Below are 16,298 nucleotides of genomic sequence, written 5' to 3'. Positions count from 1 at the left end.
CGGCTGGGTCGATGACCGTCCTCTCCTTGCTCGCCGTCGCGGTCTCTGCTCGCTACCTCGGTTTGACCCGGACACCTACGACGAGCGGCAGCGGGACGTCTTCGTGCGGCGGGAGTCCTGGCTCGGCGTCCGAGTTGGGCCGCTACGGCGCGCTGGAGATCGACATCCCGTTCGAAGTCGCCTACGCGGCGCGCGCCTGGTTGTGCTGGGTGCCCAATCTCCTTGTGGCCTGGCTGCTCACCCGGACGGACCAACTAGGGTGGGTGCGTGCTGCTGAGCGACCGTGACCTGTGCAAAGAACTCGATTCCGGACGACTGGGGATCGAGCCATTCGAGCCGCTGATGGTTCAGCCGTCGAGCGTGGACGTGAGGTTGGACCGGTTCTTCCGGGTATTCAACAACACCAAGTACACCCACATCGACCCGCGCCAGCAGCAGGACGAGCTGACGTCGCTGGTCGAGGCCGACGGTGACGAGCCGTTCGTGCTGCACCCTGGTGAGTTCGTCCTCGGCTCCACCTATGAGCGCGTCACGCTGCCCGACGACCTGGCGGGCAGGCTCGAAGGCAAGTCGTCACTTGGGCGGCTCGGTCTGCTGACCCACTCGACCGCCGGGTTCATCGACCCGGGCTTCACCGGGCACATCACCCTCGAGCTGTCCAACGTCGCCAACCTGCCGATCACCCTGTGGCCGGGCATGAAGATCGGGCAGCTCTGCCTGTTCCGCCTGACCTCGCCGTCGGAGCACCCGTACGGCTCGGAGAAGGCAGGTTCGCGTTACCAGGGGCAACGCGGCCCGACGCCGTCGCGCGCGTACCTGAACTTCCACCGGGTGGACACCAACCGCTGATTCGCCCGGAGTTCACCGGGCCTTCGTCCACGTGGGTTACAAACCGCAAGCCCACGTCGATCCTGGAGGCCCTGTGCCCGTTCCGTCCCGAAGAGTGGTGGCGGCGATTGCCGTCTGCGGACTCGTTATCGCCCCGACCGCCTCCGCTGATCCCGTCCCCGAGCGGTTCCAGCGCGCCGACACACTGCCGGTGCACCTCAACACCTCCGCCGACGAGCGCACCGCCGCGGAGATCGCGGCGGCCACCGCGGACGGTCGGACCGTCGTCTACACCGACTCGCCGGGTGAGCGGATCGGGTTCGCGGGTGTCGGCAAGCGCGGCGAGCTTTCGGCCACCGGCGTGTTGGACATGCCGGGTGAGCCGACATCGGTGGACATCGTCGGCGGGCTGGCGCTGGTCGCGGTCAACACCAGTGCGTCCTTCGTCGATCCGTCCGGTGTGCTCGTCGTGGTGGACCTGGCGACACGCGAGATCGTTGCCGAGCATGACCTGGGTGGGCAGCCGGACTCGATCGACATCGCCCCGGACGGCCGGTTCGCCGCCATCGCGATCGAGAACGAGCGCGACGAGAACGTCGACGGCGGTGCGATGCCGCAGGCCCCCGCCGGCTACCTGTCCATTGTGGACGTCGAGGGCGCGCCCGCCGACTGGGGTGTGCGCCGGGTCGAGCTGACCGGCATCGCCGAGTTCGCCGCCGACGACCCCGAACCCGAGTTCGTGAGCGTCAACGCGCACAACCAGGTCGCGGTCACGCTGCAGGAGAACAACCACATCGCCGTCGTGGACTTGCCGACCGGTGCGCTCATCAGGCATTTCTCCGCGGGCACGGCCACCGTCACCGGCGTCGACACCAAGACCGACAAGAACATCGCCCCCACCGCAACCGTGACCGCTCCGCGCGAGCCCGACTCGGTGCGGTGGATCGGCGACGACCACCTCGGCACCGCCGATGAGGGCGACCTTCGTGGCGGCACCCGAACCTGGACGGTCTTCGACGCGATGACCGGCGAAGTCGTCCACTCCTCGGGCGCCGAGTTGGAGAACCTCGCCATCAACTCCGGGCAGTACCCGGAGAAGCGCGCGGGCAAGAAGGGGGTCGAGCCGGAGGGTCTGGCCGTCGCGACGTTCGGCAAGCACCGCTACGCCTTCGTCGGCCTGGAGCGGGCGAACATGGTCGCGGTCTACGACGTCGACGACCCGCGCGAACCGAAGCTTCTGCAAGGACTCCCGACCGGTGTCGGCCCTGAAGGACTGCTGCCGATCCCGGCCACCGGCACGCTGATCGTCGCCGCCGAGGAGGATTCCGCCGAGGACGGCATCCGCTCCTCGCTCACCTCCTACCAGCTCACCCGCTTCCCCAAGGCGTTGGCGCTGCGGAACAACCAGGCCGCACCGTCGATCGTGTCCGACGGGATCGGCTTCGGCGCACTGTCCGGCCTGTCCGCCATCCCCGGCGACCCGCGGCACGTCGTGTCCGTGACCGACTCGGCGTACGCGCCCACGCGGATCCTGACCGTGGACGCCCGCGCGCTGCCCGCGAGGGTCGAGCACGCGCTCACGATCACCAAGGCGGGCGTGCCCGCGTCCTACGACGGTGAGGGCATCGCGGTCCGCCCCGGCGGCGGCTACTGGGTCGCGAGCGAGGGCGACGCCAAGAAGACGGTCAACCTGCTCGTCGAGGTCGATCCGTCCGGCGCGGTGCTCCGCGAGGTCAACCTGCCCGCGGGCGTGGCGGCCACCGCCACGAGCAACGGCTTCGAGGGCGTGACCGTGACCGGCTCCGGCGCGGCCGAACAGGTCTGGCTCGCCGTGCAGCGCGAGTGGGCGGCCGATGTGCGCGGGCAGGCGACGCTGGCCCGCTTCACCCCGGCGACCGGTCAGTGGGCGTTCGTCGCCTACCCGCTCGACACCGTGTCCCTCGGCTGGGCGGGCTTGTCCGAGCTGACCGCGGTCGACGACAACACCCTGCTGGTACTCGAACGCGACAACCAGCGCGGTGCGGCGGCGAAGCTGAAGAAGGTCTTCGCCGTGGACGTCTCGACGGTCACCCCGGCCGCCGAGGGACAGGCCAAGCCGGTCCTCGCCAAGCGCCTGGTGCGCGATCTGCTGCCGGTTCTGGCCGCAGGCGGCGGGGTCGTGCACGACAAGCCGGAAGGTCTCGCGGTGATCGACGGCGAACTGTTCGGCGTCGTCGACAACGACGGTCTCGACGACGCCCCCGGTGAGTCGGTCTTCCTGCGGCTGGGCTATCTCAGGTGAGCGCGCGTTCCGGCAGGGCCCGCGCGGCCCTGCCGGAACGCTCACCGCGAACCGGTGTCAGGCCGACCGCTGCCAGTGGGAACACCGCCGCTGCGGTCAGCGCGAGGGGCCACCCGATCGCCGTGACGAGCGCGGCGAACGCGGGCGCGACCGCCATCGCCATCGAGTTCTGTCCGGTGTTCTGCACGCCCATCGCGCGACCCGCCCACGCGGGACCGGCGAGTTCGGCGGTCGCGGTGAACGACAGGCCGTTCGGGCACGCGGCGATGATCGTCACCGCCACCAGTCCGAACAGCGCCACCGCGGGCGCGAACACGTCGCCCAACGCCCACACGACCATCGACACCGTGCCCGCGGCGGCGATGATCCGCATCGGCCGCATCCGGCTGTCCACTCGGTCCGACCAGACCCCCGCGCCGATCCGCCCTCCGGCCCCAAGCAGTTGGACGACGGCGAGCAGCGCGCCTGCCGACACCGGGTCCCAGCCCTGCTCGGTCACCAGGTAGGTCAGCGCGAACACGGCGCCGATGAACTGCGGCCACACCAGCAGCGCGCTGGCCATGTGGACCCGCCAAAGCCGCATGTCCCGGTACGGCGACGGCGCCCGGACCTGTGACCGTTCCCCGCGCGGATGGCTGGGCACGACCACGGCGACCACCAGGCCCATCACCAGACAGATCGCCGCGGGCACGAGCAGCGCCTCGCGGTAGCCCCAGGCGAGTCCGAGCGGCGGCAGGATCACGGCGGCCAAGCTCAGCCCGAGCGGCTGGGCGCTCTGCCGGATCCCCATGGCCAACCCGCGCTGGGTGACGTCGAACGCGGCGAGAATGGCCCGACCGCTGGTCACGTTGATCGACGAGCCGAACCCACCTGCCGCGACCAGCGCCAAGCCGAGCGCGACGGGCCCGTCGATCAAGGCCGCCCCGACGCCGCAGACGCCGGTGCCGAGTGTGCCGACGGTCATGATCAGCCGTTCGCCGAACCGGTCGGCCAGGGCGCCCCAGATGATCAGCATCGCCAGCACGCCCAGCAACGGCGCGGCGGCGATCGTCCCCGCCTGGGTCAGCGTGATGCCCTCGGTCCCGCGCATGAGCGGGATCAGGAAGGGCACGCCGTAGAGGAGCGAGATGGACCCGGTCTGCGCGACGACGATCACCGCGAGGATCGACCACCGGGACCGGAACATATAGTTAACATAGCTAAACGTTCCTGGATCGCGGAACAGGGTGTTCGTATGATGGACACAACAAAGGGGCGCGACCGGTGAACTGAACCGTTCCCCGCAAGTCAGAACTGGTTTACCAGTCCGACTTCCGGGGAGCGGTTCAATCCAGTCGCGCCCCTTCGTCAGCTCGGTCAGACGGTCGAGTTGTCCTCATCCGGCAGCGGTGTGCCGGTCGGGGTCACGTCGGTCGGGATGTCCTGGACGGGCTCCGGAACACGCTTCACCGACGAGAGCAGCAGCTGTGCGACGTCGATGACCTCGACATGCTCGCCCGCCAGGCCGTCGGCCTTGCGCGCGGTCACGCCGTCGGTGAGCATCACGCGGCAGAACGGGCAGCCGGTCGCGATCTTCGACGGAGCCGTGCCGAGCGCCTCGTCCACGCGCTCGACGTTGATCCGCTTGCCGACCCGCTCCTCCATCCACATCCGCGCGCCACCCGCGCCACAGCACATCGCGCGGTCGGAGTTGCGCGGCATCTCCCGCAGGTTCGCGCCCGCGGCGCCGACCAGCTCACGCGGCGCCTCGTAGATCTTGTTGTGGCGGCCGATGTAGCAGGGGTCGTGGTAGGTGACGTCCTCGGCGACCGGGGCGATCGGCACCAGGCGACGCTCCCGCACGAGGCGGTTGAGCAGCTGCGTGTGGTGCACGACCTCGTACTGCCCGCCGAGCTCCGGGTACTCGTTCGCCAGGGTGTTGAAGCAGTGCGCGCAGGTCACGACAACCTTGCGCTTGCCCTTCTCGCGTCCCTCGAACACCGAGTTGATGACCTCGACGTTCTGCTGCGCGAGCATCTGGAAGAGGAACTCGTTGCCCGCGCGACGGGCCGGGTCGCCCGTGCAGGTCTCCTCGGAGCCGAGCACGACGTACTTGACCTCGGCCATGTGCAGCAGCTCGGCGACGGCCTGGGTGGTCTTCTTCGCGCGGTCTTCGAACGCGCCCGCGCAGCCGACCCAGAACAGGTACTCGGTCTCCGGGGCGAGTTCGCCATCAAAGACCGGCACCTCGAAGTCCAGGGCCTCGGTCCAGGCGAGCCGGTCCTTGGCGTTCTGGCCCCACGGGTTGCCCTTGTTCTCCAGGTTCTTGAACATGCCGCCCAGCTCGGACGGGAAGTTCGACTCGATGAGCACCTGGTAGCGGCGCATGTCGACGATGTGGTCGACGTGCTCGATGTCCACCGGGCACTGCTCGACGCACGCGCCGCAGGTGGTGCACGACCACAGCACCTCGGGGTCGATGACGCCGAGCTCGTCGACGCCGCCGATCAGCGGGCGTTCGGCCTCGGCCAGCGCCAGGACGTCGACGCCGGAGTGGTCGGTCAGGCCGATCTCGTCGCCCGCCATGTCCTTCTTGCCGCCCGCGAGCAGGTAGGGCGCCTTGGCGTAGGCGTGGTCGCGCAGCTGGGTGATCAGCAGCTTCGGCGAGAGCGGCTTGCCGGTGTTCCACGCGGGGCACTGCGACTGGCAGCGACCGCACTCGGTGCAGGTGGTGAAGTCGAGCCAGCCCTTCCAGGAGAAGTCCTCGACCTTGCCCGCGCCGAACGCGTCGACCTCGGGGTCGGCTTCCTCCAGGTCGAGCACCTTGCCGCCGGACATCATCGGCTTCATCGCGCCGAGTGCGACGCCGCCGTCGGCCTCACGCTTGAAGTAGATGTTGAAGAACGCGCTGAAGCGGTGCCAGGCCACACCCATGGTCATGTACTTCGCGACCACGTAGACCCAGACCATCGCGCCCATGAGCTTGACGAACGCCAGGACGGAGATCAGGTTCGGGCTGGCGGGCAGCAGGTCGCCGATCGGGTTGGTGACGAACGCGGCCCACAGCGGCACCTCGTGCGCGCCCAGTGCCGCCTTCGCCGCGCGGACCCCGAGGATGCCGATGCCCTCGAAGATCACCACGAACTCGACGAAGTACGCCTGGCGGAAGTTCGAGCCCTGGAAGCGGGACTGCCGGTCGGCCCGGCGCGGGTGGTTGAGCTGGCGGATGATCACCAGCGCGACGCCGCCGACGATGGTGCCGATGCCGAGCAGCTCCATCAGGAGGTGCCACAGGCTGATGTTGTCGAGGATCGGCCAGCCCCAGGTCGGCACGAACACCTCGCCGTAGGCCTCGAACAGGGCCGCGGAGCCGATGAGGAAGCCCCACATGACCAGCCAGTGCGCCAGCCCGACATGCCGGAACTTGTTCATCCGGGTGTGAGCGGCGAACTCGATGAACATGTTCTTCATACGCGGCACGAACGGGCCGTTGCGCGTGGCGTCCGGCTGTCCGAGTCGGACGATTTTCACCATCCGCCCGACAGTGCGAACGAACATGCTCCAGGCCACGAGGCTGACCGCGACTGCGACCAGACCCAGTGTCAACTGCACGGCACCCATGTGGCGGTGACCTTCCCTCGATTCCCGATCGAACTCGGGACCTTAGCTGTTCTTACTCGTCGGTAACCGACTTAGCGAAGCCTAAGTCGGACAAGTGTGGTGCACACCTCGGCAGTTATTGGGACGTTTGTTCAGGTACTTTGGCGGTATGCATCCGCTCATCTTGCTCGCCGTGGCGATCGTCGGCGAGGTGACGGCGACCATCTCGCTCAAGATCTCGGATGGTTTTACAAAACTGTTCCCCTCTGTTGTCGTGATCGTCGGATACGGCGTGGCGTTCACCGCGCTCGCGCGGCTGCTCAAGCAAGGGTTCCCCGTCGGCGTCGCCTACGCGATCTGGGCGGCGGTCGGCGTCGCGGCGGTCGCGGTCATCGGCGCGCTGTTCCTCCACGAGCCCTTCAACCTGACGATGGGACTCGGGTTGACGATGGTCATCGGCGGGGTACTGCTGCTCGAACTCGGGCGGACCCACTGACCCGCTCCTACCGCCGGGTCGACGGCCGCAAAGCGCGCGGGAACCGGCGGCGCACGGAGATCGTCGAGGCGACCCTGCGGGTAATCGAGGCCGAAGGCGTCGTCGGCGTGAGCCACCGCTCGGTCGCGCGCGAGGCCGGGGTGCCCCCGACGTCGATCACGTACCACTTCGCCGGTCTCGACGACCTGCTCGTCGGCACCCTGACCTGGTCTGCCGAGAGCATGGCGGTGGAGGCGCGCGACCTCATCGAGTCGAGCCGGATCAAAGGCGGCAACCCGGCCGCCGCGGTCGCCGAGATGCTGGCCTTCGCCGTCGGGCCCCGGCGCGGGCGCACGATGGCCGAGTACGAGTTGTACCTGCTCGCCGCCCGCCGCCCCGAGCTGCGCCCGGCCGCCCGGATGTGGCTCGACGTGCTCACCAGCCTGGCCCGCCACCCCGACGAGGTCGGCTTCCGCGCCTTCCTCGCAGGCGTCGACGGGATGCTCATGCAGGGCCTGATCGACGACGAGCCACCCACCGCGGCCGAACTGCTGCCGGTAGTGGAGCACCTGCTCGCCCCGCTGCGCTGAGTGGTCCTAAGACCAAAGTCCGATGTCCTCTCCATCGAAGGACTGATGTGGGCGCGACGTCCACCACCTAACGTCGATCAAGGGACTGGCTGACCCTGAGATCGGGACTCGGAGGTAGGGATATCCCCCGGGTCGATTCGGGGGCATTCCTGATACCCGCGTCCGCCGCTGATCACTAGCGTTCTGGGCAGTCGAGGCACGGGATTGAGGGGGACGGGATGGCGCGGAAAGCGTTGTTACAGGGGGTGTTCGCCGTGGGGGTGGCGGGCGCGGTGCTGCTGTCGGGGGCCTGCGGAATGGTCACCGAGCAGTTCGCGGACAACGAAGCCGTGGGGCAGACCATCCGCTCGGTCCTCGTGGCCAACGACTCGGGGGCCGTCAAGATCCGGACGGGCGGGACCACCAGGGTTCACCGCCAGGTGCACCACAACGCCGACCGGCCGGGCGCCACGCACCGGGTCGACGGCGACGTGCTGATCCTGCAGTCCTGCCCGGTCCGGAACTGCTGGGTCGACTACGACGTGGTCGTCCCGGAGGGGGTGACGGTCAGCGGCAAGATCGACTCCGGGGACGTGGAGGTCGAGGGCGCCGGTTCGGTCAACCTGTCCGCCGGGTCGGGGGACGTGACGGTGCGCAAGGTGGCCGGGAAGGTGACGGTGGCGGCCGACTCGGGTCGGGTCGACCTGGTCGACATCGGGGACAACGTGTCGGTCGAGGTCTCATCGGGCAGCGTCAAGGCGGTCGGGCTGGGGGGCTCGGCCGACATCGCGGCGTCGTCGGGGAGCGTCGAGGTGGCGCTGGTCGAGGTGGGGGACGTCCGGGCTCGGGCGAACAGCGGCAGCGTGCAGGTCGTCGTCCCGCGGGGGAGGTACCGCGTCAACGCGGTGGTGGACAGCGGCGACCTGGACAACGCCATCGGCAGCGACGTCGCGGCCGCCAACGCGGTGGACGTGGCGGCCGACAGCGGCGACGTGTCGATCCGATTCGGCTGAGCGGGACCAGGGCGAACCCGCACCACCGTCACCTGTGCGTGGCGGTGGTGCTCCTGTGTGGGCGCGGCCTGGCGCTCCGAGTCCGCAGAGGTTCGTAGCGGGCGTCACACCGGGAACAAGGTGGCCGAGTCGCTCGTTGGGCCTGCAGGAAGGTTGAGCGAGGACGGCTCAAGTCTGCAAACTGAGTCAGGTACGCTCAACTCTAGAGAACGCACCACAGCTACTGCAGGAGGAAACACCATGGCGCGAGCGGTCGGCATCGACCTGGGGACGACCAACTCCGTCGTCGCCGTCCTTGAGGGCGGTGAACCGACGGTTATCGCCAACTCGGAGGGATCCCGGACGACCCCTTCCATCGTCGCGTTCGCCAAGAACGGTGAGGTGCTGGTCGGCCAGCCCGCCAAGAACCAGGCTGTGACGAACGTCGACCGGACGGTCCGTTCGATCAAGCGGCACATGGGCGAGGACTGGAAGACCGCCGAGATCGACGGCAAGGCGTACACCGCGCAGGAGATCTCCGCGCGCGTGTTGATGAAGCTCAAGCGTGACGCCGAGGCGTACCTGGGCGAGACCATCACCGACGCCGTCATCACCGTCCCCGCGTACTTCGAGGACGCGCAGCGGCAGGCCACCAAGGAAGCCGGTCAAATCGCCGGCCTCAACGTGCTCCGCATCGTCAACGAGCCCACCGCTGCCGCCCTGGCCTACGGCCTGGACAAGGGCGCCAAGGAGCAGACCATCCTGGTCTTCGACCTCGGTGGCGGCACGTTCGACGTCTCGCTGCTCGAGATCGGCGACGGCGTCGTCGAGGTCCGCGCGACCTCCGGCGACAACCACCTCGGTGGCGACGACTGGGACCAGCGCATCGTCGACTGGCTGGTCGAGAAGTTCAAGGCGAGCAACGGCATCGACCTGACCAAGGACAAGATGGCGCTGCAGCGCATCCGCGAGGCCGCCGAGAAGGCGAAGATCGAGCTGTCCAGCTCGAACAGCGCCAACATCAACCTGCCCTACATCACGGTCGACTCCGAGAAGAACCCGATGTTCCTGGACGAGACCCTGACCAGGGCCGAGTTCCAGCGCATCACCGCCGACCTGCTCGACCGCACCCGGGCGCCGTTCAACAACGTCGTCAAGGACGCGGGCGTCTCCGTCGGCGAGATCGACCACGTGGTGCTCGTGGGTGGCTCCACCCGCATGCCCGCCGTGGCCGAGCTGGTCAAGGAGCTGACCGGCGGCCGCGAGGCCAACAAGGGCGTCAACCCGGACGAGGTCGTCGCCGTCGGCGCCGCGCTGCAGGCCGGTGTGCTCAAGGGCGAGGTCAAGGACGTCCTGCTGCTCGACGTCACGCCGCTCTCGCTCGGCATCGAGACCAAGGGCGGGGTGTTCACCAAGCTCATCGAGCGCAACACCACCATCCCGACCAAGCGTTCGGAGATCTTCTCCACCGCCGACGACAACCAGACCACCGTGGGCATCCAGGTGTTCCAGGGTGAGCGCGACTTCGCCGCGGACAACAAGAAGCTCGGCACCTTCGACCTGACCGGCCTGCCGCCCGCCCCCCGTGGCGTGCCGCAGATCGAGGTCACCTTCGACATCGACGCGAACGGCATCGTGCACGTCGGCGCGAAGGACCTCGGCACCGGCAAGGAGCAGTCGATGACCATCACCGGCGGCTCCGCGCTGCCGAAGGAAGACATCGACCGCATGGTCAAGGACGCCGAGGCGCACGCGGAGGAGGACAAGAAGCGCCGCGAGGAGGCCGAGGTCCGCAACCAGGCCGAGACGCTCGTCTACCAGACGGAGAAGTTCGTCAAGGACAACGACGAGAAGATCCCGGCCGAGGCCAAGGAGAAGGTCAACGCCGCCATCGCGGAGGCCAACACCGCGCTCGCGGGCACCGACATCCCGGCCATCAAGGCCGCGATGGAGAAGCTCGCGACCGAGTCCCAGGCCATGGGTTCGGCCCTCTACGCCAACACCGGCGCGGACGCGGCCGCGGGCGAAGGCTCCACCGAGGCGCCCAAGCCCGACGCGGCCGACGACGTCGTCGACGCCGAGATCGTGGACGAGGACAAGGAGAAGAAGTGACCGATCAGCACAGCTCTGACGGCGAGGAGCCGCAGGTCGTGGTGCGTGATCGGCGACGGATCGACCCGGAGACCGGGGAGATCCGCACAGCCTCGGACGACGCCGCGGCACCCGCCCACGCAGCGCCCGAGCCCGAAACCGTCCAGGTCGACGAGCTCGATCCGGCCGCGGAGTTCAAGGCGCAGCTCGACGAGCGCACCGCGGACCTGCAGCGCCTGCAGGCCGAGTACGCCAACTACCGCAAGCGCGTGGACCGCGACCGCGAGGTCGTCGCCACCGCGGCCAAGGCGCAGGTGGTCAACGAGATGCTGTCGGTCCTCGACGACATCGAGCGGGCAGGCGCCCACGGCGACCTGACCGGCGCCTTCAAGGCGGTGGCCGAGAAGCTGGCGGCCGCGCTGCAGAAGGCGGGCCTCGAACCGTTCGGCCACGAGGGCGAGCCGTTCGACCCGTCGGTGCACGAAGCCGTCCAGCACAACACGTCCCCGGACGTGGCGGGCCCGACGGTCACCGGCGTCCTGCGCCGCGGTTACCGCTTCGGCGACCGGACCCTGCGCGCGGCGCTGGTGGCGGTCACCGACGCCGAAGCGGGTCCGGTCATCGTCGACCAAGCGGCCGACGAACAGAACTGAGCGAAAGGAGGAGACGTCCGGTGAGCGCTAGGGACTGGATCGACAAGGACTTCTATCGCGAGCTTGGCGTCTCCTCCGACGCCGGTGAGGCGGAAATCAAGAAGGCGTACCGCAAGCTCGCCCGCGAGCTGCACCCGGACGCCAACCCGGGCAACACCGACGCCGAGGCCAAGTTCAAGTCGGTGTCGGAGGCCTACGGCGTCCTGGGCGACCCGGACAAGCGCAAGCAGTACGACGAGGCCCGGTCGATGTTCGGCTCCAGCGGCTTCCGCCCCGGCGGTTTCGGCGGCGGTGGCGGCGGGTTCGACTTCGACTTCGGCGGCCAGTCCGGCCAGCCCGGCTTCGGCGGCGGCGGTTTCAGCGACCTGCTCGGCAACCTGTTCGGCCGCACCCGCGCGGGCGCGACCACCGCGGGCAACCGACCGCGGCGCGGGGCGGACGTGGAGACCGAGGTCCGCATCGACTTCGTCGAAGCGGTCAAGGGCGCCACTGTCCCCTTGCGACTGTCCAGCCCGTCCACCTGCGACACCTGTCACGGTTCGGGCGCCCGTCCCGGCAGCTCCCCCAAGATCTGCGTCACCTGCGGTGGCGTGGGCCTGGTCAGCCGCAGCCAGGGCGCCTTCGCGTTCAGCGAGCCCTGTCGCGACTGCCGCGGCACCGGCCGCACCATCGACGACCCGTGCCCCGACTGCGGTGGCGAGGGCGTCAGCACCAAGACCCGGACGCTCACCGTCCGGATCCCCGCGGGCGTCGAGGACGACCAGCGCATCCGCCTGGCGGGCCAGGGTGAACCCGGCCGCCAGGGCGCCGCCGCGGGCGACTTGTATGTCCGCGTGCACGTCACGCCGCACGCCGTCTTCGGCCGCAACGGCAACGATCTCACCCTGAAGGTCCCGGTCACCTACCCGGAACTGGCCCTCGGCACGACTTTGACGGTCCCCACCCTCGACGCGCCGGTCTCGCTGCGAGTCACCCCGGGCACCACCCCGGGCCGAGTCCTCCGCGTGCGCGGCAAGGGTGTGGTCAAGCGGGACGGACAGGCAGGAGACCTGCTGGTCACCCTCGCCGTAACCGTCCCCCCGACGCTCGACGACGCAGCCAAGTCCGCCCTCGAGGCGTACGCGGCGGCAACCAACGCGCACGACCCGCGCCCGGAGCTGACGGCGATGGTGCAGAAGGCGAGGGAGTCATGAACCCCTTCCCGCCCGGGGCCGACGAGGACACCCCGGTCTTCGTGATCTCGGTGGCGGCACAGCTGTCCGGCCTGCACGCCCAAACCCTGCGCAGCTACGACCGCCAGGGCCTGGTCTCCCCAGGCCGAACCTCCGGCGGCGGCCGCCGCTACTCGATGCGCGACATCGCACTGCTCCGCGAGGTACAGCGACTGTCCCAAGAGGACGGCGTGAACCTGGCGGGCATCAAACGCATCATCGAACTGGAAAACGAAGTAGACGCCCTGCGCGACCGAATCTCGGAACTGACCCAGGAACTCGCCTCGGCCTACGCGGCCGCCGAACAAGCCGCCGCCGCCATCCACAAGTCCTACCGAAACGACTTGGTTCCGGTACGCCAGCAGACGGCCCTCGTAGTCTGGCGCCCCCAGCCCCGCCGCTGACTCCCGCCGCGAACAGGGACAGCCCAGGCGCGGACAGTCGACCTTCACGTTTCACCAGCGCGTGGGGCAGTGGGGATCGGGACAGTGCGGATCGTTTGTATGGCTGGTTGGCCCGCGCCGAACACGGCAAGGCGCAAGGGGTGCGACAGAACGGCCTGTTTGGCTGGTTGCCCCACCCACGCCCTGATTCGCAAGGGCCAAGACCCGGGGTCGGCTAACCCACCCGCCAAGACCCCGGCGAACCCAAACAGGCACCAGTACGGCGAACCACCCAATCAGGCGAGCCGACGGGATTCGAACCCGCGTTGCCCCGTTGGAAGAGGGACGTAACCGTTACCCGCGCACCGAGCCCACAGCTGACGTTGTCGCTCCCGAGATCCAACCGGCCCGCGGTGCTGGTCTGTGCGAAGGAAGCAACCGTGGGCCACGCACCGGGAGTGCGGTGGAACCGTAGCGATGCGGGCGTTCCGTCGGCGCCTGGTTTCGGCTCGCCTAGTCGACGGTGAACGGGTCGTACGTGATCCGGTCCAGCGGGGTGCCTGCCACGAGCATCCGGGAAACGGTCGCCCGGATCATCCCCGGGGAGCCGGACACCAGCACGTCCCGATCTCCCCAAGCCCCATACCTGGTCACGACGTCGGCCAGAGTCCCTTGCTCAGTCCCGGGAATGCCGGCTTCCTCCACCACCGGCACCACCGTCAGCCAGGGGTTCACCGCGGCGATGCTCTGCAGCGCGGGCACGTCGTAGAGGTCCTCTTCGATCCGCCCACCGATGAACAGGTGGACGTGCGGGTTCTGCCCCCACTGCGACAGGTGGTCGATGATCGCCCGCATCGGCGAGACCCCGGTTCCGCCCGCGACCATCAGCACGTCGCGTGAGGCCTCGCGGGAGACGCTGATCCGGCCCATCGGCGGGCCCATCTTCCACGTGTCGCCCACGTTCGCGTGCGCCACGATCGACCGGCTGACCCAACCGCCCTCGACGCCGCGGATGTGGAAGTCGATGGTCCCGTCGGCTCGCGGAGCGTTGGCCGGCGTCAGATACCGCCATAACCTGGGGCGTTGCGGGACTTCGACGCTCACGTACTGCCCCGGCAGGTACGGCACCGGGTAGTGCGGCCGGACCCGCACGATGGCGATCTCCCAGCCGATCCGCTCGTGCGAGATGACCTCGGCGGGCCAGTACGCAGGCCCCTCGTCGGCCGCGGCCGCGTCGAGCATGGAGCGGGCCATGATCGTGTACGCCTCGGCCCAGGCGCGTTCGACCTCGTCGGTCCACGCGGGGCCGGCGAACTTCTTGACCGACGAGATCAGCGCCATCCCGACGGCCTCATAGTGCGTGCTGACGACGCCGAACTTGCGGTGGTCACGCCCGAGTTGCTGCAGGAACGGCACCAGGTCGTCCGGCCGGTCGACCATCTGCACGACGTGCACGAGGGCACGCAGCAGGCGGGACCGCTGGACCTGCATGTTGGCGGGGAACATCTCGCGGGCCGACGGCTCGATCGTGAAAAGCATCCCGTAGAAGAACTGTGCGACCTCTTCGGCATGGGGCTCCACCACCGCGAAGCTCTCCCGGACCAGGCGCACCATCGTCGACACGGCGGTGGGCGAGTCGGTCCGAGGATGTGAGCTTGGGATGGGGCTCACCAGGGCGTTGGCTGTCATGATCGGGGGGTGACTCCACCTCTCGGCGCCGGTTAAGCCTGGCAACACGGTACTAGAGCGACATCCCCCGACGGAGTGTTCAGCGTAGTCCGATTCCATGAAAGAGCCGCGAAGATCACCCTAAGGTGTGCCGTATCCTCACGCCACGTCACCAAAGATCCGCCTAATGGCTGACTTACGCAGGGCAGATGACGCATTCGGATGATCCTTGTGAAACGGTGGAGCCGTGTTGCACGACCTCGCCTTCATGGCTGCCGACCTCTGCGCGTCGCACGGTCCGCTCGACGACCGGGCCGCTGAATTCATCGGCGGGGTCGGCATGGCCTACATCGCCACCGCCGACGCCGACGGCGGCTGTGCCGAGGTGGTGCGGCAGGGCCCGCCCGGTTTCATCCGGGTGATCGATGACCGCCGCATCGCCTACCCGGAAACCGAGCCACTGCCCGACGGCGCCCGGGTCGGGATCCTGTTGATCGACCTCGGGCCCGCCGTCCGCGGGCTGCACATCAACGGCCGCGCACACTCCGTCGCGCGAGATGATCTGCCTGCCGAGGTCACGGGCCCGGAGCGGTGGGTGCTGGTCGATGTGGACGAGACCTATTTGACATCCTCCCTCGCCTGAAGGCAGGGATTCCAACAGCGACCGCAACACGTGGTCGTCGCGTTGAGGGTTCACGGTTCGCAGGCTCACCCAACGGTGGGGCTCCCGTGCGGTCACGGCATGCCCTGCCGCGAGTCGAATATCGGGTGCCGCGTTCACGTCGGCGTTGGCGGCGAGGCCACAGGACCGCACCGGAGGACGGCTTGGCGCTCGCGCGCCTCCCGATCCAACACCTGCTCCTGAGCAGGGGTCGGCTGACGGCGGAACCGGGACTTGCCGCTCAACCTGGCGTCCACCACTGACAGAATCCTGGGACGCAGTGAGCCTGTCCGGGTCAGGGCAGGCCCGGGTCGTGGCGGCCTAATTCCTTTCCGGCGCGATGCCGGAGCATCCATGGGAGATCTCGGTGACCGAGAACATGCGCGAACAGGCGGCACAGGCGCTCGAATCCGAACTGTCGAAGCTGTTCGGCCGCGCGCGCAGCGTCTCGCTGACCCTCGCGGCCAAGGTGCATCCCGGCCTCGACGGCGCCTCCTATGCCCTTCTCCTGCATCTCAACGACATCGGCGCGGTGCGGGCGGCGGATGTGGTCGAGCGGACGGGTCTCGACAAGTCCACTGTCAGCAGGCAGATCGCCCGGCTCACCGAGTTGTCCCTGATCGAGCGGGTGCCCGACCCCTCCGACGGTCGCGCCCGGCTTGTGCAGCTCACCGAGACCGGCTCGGAGCGGCTGGCCAAGGTGCGCAACGACCGGTGGCAGAAGCTGCGCGCCATGTTCGGCAAGTGGTCCACCGACGATCTGAGCGAGTTCTCGCGCCTGCTCGGCAAGCTGAACGCCGACCTGTGATCAGATCCACTTCTCGGCGACCTCGTCGACACCCGGCGTTTCCGCTGCGTACAGCCGGTTTGATCGCCACAGTGTGATCGCTCGCCGCCGAGATACCAC

15 protein-coding genes are annotated in these 16,298 nt (G+C 68.8%); 12 read left to right on the top strand and 3 right to left on the bottom strand.

Going from position 1 to position 16,298, the window contains the following annotated elements:
* The first annotated feature begins 11 nt into the window (after nucleotides 1-11).
* The 3 genes from GPZ80_RS18075 to GPZ80_RS33750 all read left to right on the top strand — a co-directional run bounded on the left by GPZ80_RS18075 (nucleotide 12) and on the right by GPZ80_RS33750 (nucleotide 3,109).
* Nucleotides 12-287, top strand: coding sequence for a hypothetical protein (locus GPZ80_RS18075; protein WP_187221564.1), 276 nt, complete (start codon nucleotides 12-14; stop codon nucleotides 285-287).
* A complete protein-coding gene (gene dcd / locus GPZ80_RS18070) occupies nucleotides 268-849 on the top strand; it encodes a dCTP deaminase (RefSeq protein WP_187221563.1) in 582 nt (193 codons plus the stop codon). The genes GPZ80_RS18075 and dcd overlap by 20 nt, the downstream gene beginning before the upstream one ends.
* Before the next feature lie 97 nt (nucleotides 850-946).
* Nucleotides 947-3,109 carry an esterase-like activity of phytase family protein gene (locus GPZ80_RS33750; protein WP_222719494.1) on the top strand — a complete coding sequence of 721 codons (2,163 nt, stop codon included), beginning with the start codon at nucleotides 947-949 and terminating at the stop codon, nucleotides 3,107-3,109.
* Here GPZ80_RS33750 and GPZ80_RS18060 read toward each other — a convergent pair.
* Together GPZ80_RS18060 and GPZ80_RS18055 are read right to left on the bottom strand one after the other, a co-directional pair.
* Nucleotides 3,102-4,295 (bottom strand): MFS transporter, encoded by a 1,194-nt coding sequence (locus GPZ80_RS18060; protein ID WP_187221561.1) that lies wholly within the window; start codon nucleotides 4,293-4,295, stop codon nucleotides 3,102-3,104. The two genes, GPZ80_RS33750 and GPZ80_RS18060, sit on opposite strands and share 8 nt — an antisense overlap.
* A gap of 170 nt (nucleotides 4,296-4,465) precedes the next feature.
* Nucleotides 4,466-6,709, bottom strand: a complete 2,244-nt coding sequence (locus GPZ80_RS18055) for a (Fe-S)-binding protein (RefSeq protein WP_187221560.1) — start codon at nucleotides 6,707-6,709, stop codon at nucleotides 4,466-4,468.
* Nucleotides 6,710-6,857: 148 nt separating this feature from the next.
* Between GPZ80_RS18055 and GPZ80_RS18050 the strand changes: the two genes are divergently transcribed.
* The 7 genes from GPZ80_RS18050 (at nucleotide 6,858) to GPZ80_RS18020 (ending at nucleotide 13,083) form a co-directional block, all read left to right on the top strand.
* Nucleotides 6,858-7,184: a DMT family transporter gene (locus GPZ80_RS18050; RefSeq protein ID WP_091376555.1), complete on the top strand. Its 327-nt coding sequence runs from the start codon at nucleotides 6,858-6,860 to the stop codon at nucleotides 7,182-7,184.
* Nucleotides 7,181-7,753 carry a TetR/AcrR family transcriptional regulator gene (locus GPZ80_RS18045; RefSeq protein ID WP_187221921.1) on the top strand — a complete coding sequence of 191 codons (573 nt, stop codon included), beginning with the start codon at nucleotides 7,181-7,183 and terminating at the stop codon, nucleotides 7,751-7,753. The genes GPZ80_RS18050 and GPZ80_RS18045 overlap by 4 nt, the downstream gene beginning before the upstream one ends.
* A 218-nt stretch (nucleotides 7,754-7,971) precedes the next feature.
* Nucleotides 7,972-8,745: a DUF4097 family beta strand repeat-containing protein gene (locus GPZ80_RS18040; RefSeq protein ID WP_187221559.1), complete on the top strand. Its 774-nt coding sequence runs from the start codon at nucleotides 7,972-7,974 to the stop codon at nucleotides 8,743-8,745.
* A 240-nt stretch (nucleotides 8,746-8,985) separates the two neighbouring features.
* Nucleotides 8,986-10,836, top strand: a complete 1,851-nt coding sequence (gene dnaK / locus GPZ80_RS18035) for a molecular chaperone DnaK (RefSeq protein ID WP_187221558.1) — start codon at nucleotides 8,986-8,988, stop codon at nucleotides 10,834-10,836.
* A complete protein-coding gene (grpE, locus tag GPZ80_RS18030) occupies nucleotides 10,833-11,468 on the top strand; it encodes a nucleotide exchange factor GrpE (RefSeq protein ID WP_187221556.1) in 636 nt (211 codons plus the stop codon). The genes dnaK and grpE overlap by 4 nt, the downstream gene beginning before the upstream one ends.
* A 20-nt stretch (nucleotides 11,469-11,488) precedes the next feature.
* Nucleotides 11,489-12,661, top strand: a complete 1,173-nt coding sequence (dnaJ, locus tag GPZ80_RS18025) for a molecular chaperone DnaJ (RefSeq protein ID WP_187221555.1) — start codon at nucleotides 11,489-11,491, stop codon at nucleotides 12,659-12,661.
* Nucleotides 12,658-13,083, top strand: a complete 426-nt coding sequence (locus GPZ80_RS18020; protein ID WP_091376541.1) for a heat shock protein transcriptional repressor HspR — start codon at nucleotides 12,658-12,660, stop codon at nucleotides 13,081-13,083. The genes dnaJ and GPZ80_RS18020 overlap by 4 nt, the downstream gene beginning before the upstream one ends.
* 492 nt (nucleotides 13,084-13,575) lie before the next feature.
* On the opposite strand, the gene GPZ80_RS18015 is transcribed toward GPZ80_RS18020, so the two are convergent.
* Complete coding sequence (locus GPZ80_RS18015; RefSeq protein WP_246477227.1) at nucleotides 13,576-14,751, bottom strand: FAD-binding oxidoreductase; 1,176 nt, start codon at nucleotides 14,749-14,751, stop codon at nucleotides 13,576-13,578.
* Nucleotides 14,752-14,977: 226 nt separating this feature from the next.
* On the opposite strand from GPZ80_RS18015, the gene GPZ80_RS18010 reads away from it, so the two are divergent.
* A complete protein-coding gene (locus tag GPZ80_RS18010) occupies nucleotides 14,978-15,373 on the top strand; it encodes a pyridoxamine 5'-phosphate oxidase family protein (protein ID WP_187221554.1) in 396 nt (131 codons plus the stop codon).
* Nucleotides 15,374-15,731: 358 nt separating this feature from the next.
* Nucleotides 15,732-16,199 (top strand): MarR family winged helix-turn-helix transcriptional regulator, encoded by a 468-nt coding sequence (locus GPZ80_RS18005; protein WP_187221553.1) that lies wholly within the window; start codon nucleotides 15,732-15,734, stop codon nucleotides 16,197-16,199.
* Nucleotides 16,200-16,298 lie beyond the last annotated feature (99 nt).

Origin of the sequence: Actinokineospora xionganensis (assembly GCF_014323725.1) — a bacterium.
GTDB lineage: Bacteria > Actinomycetota > Actinomycetes > Mycobacteriales > Pseudonocardiaceae > Actinokineospora > Actinokineospora xionganensis.
This window is presented reverse-complemented; position numbering and strand designations above follow the sequence as displayed.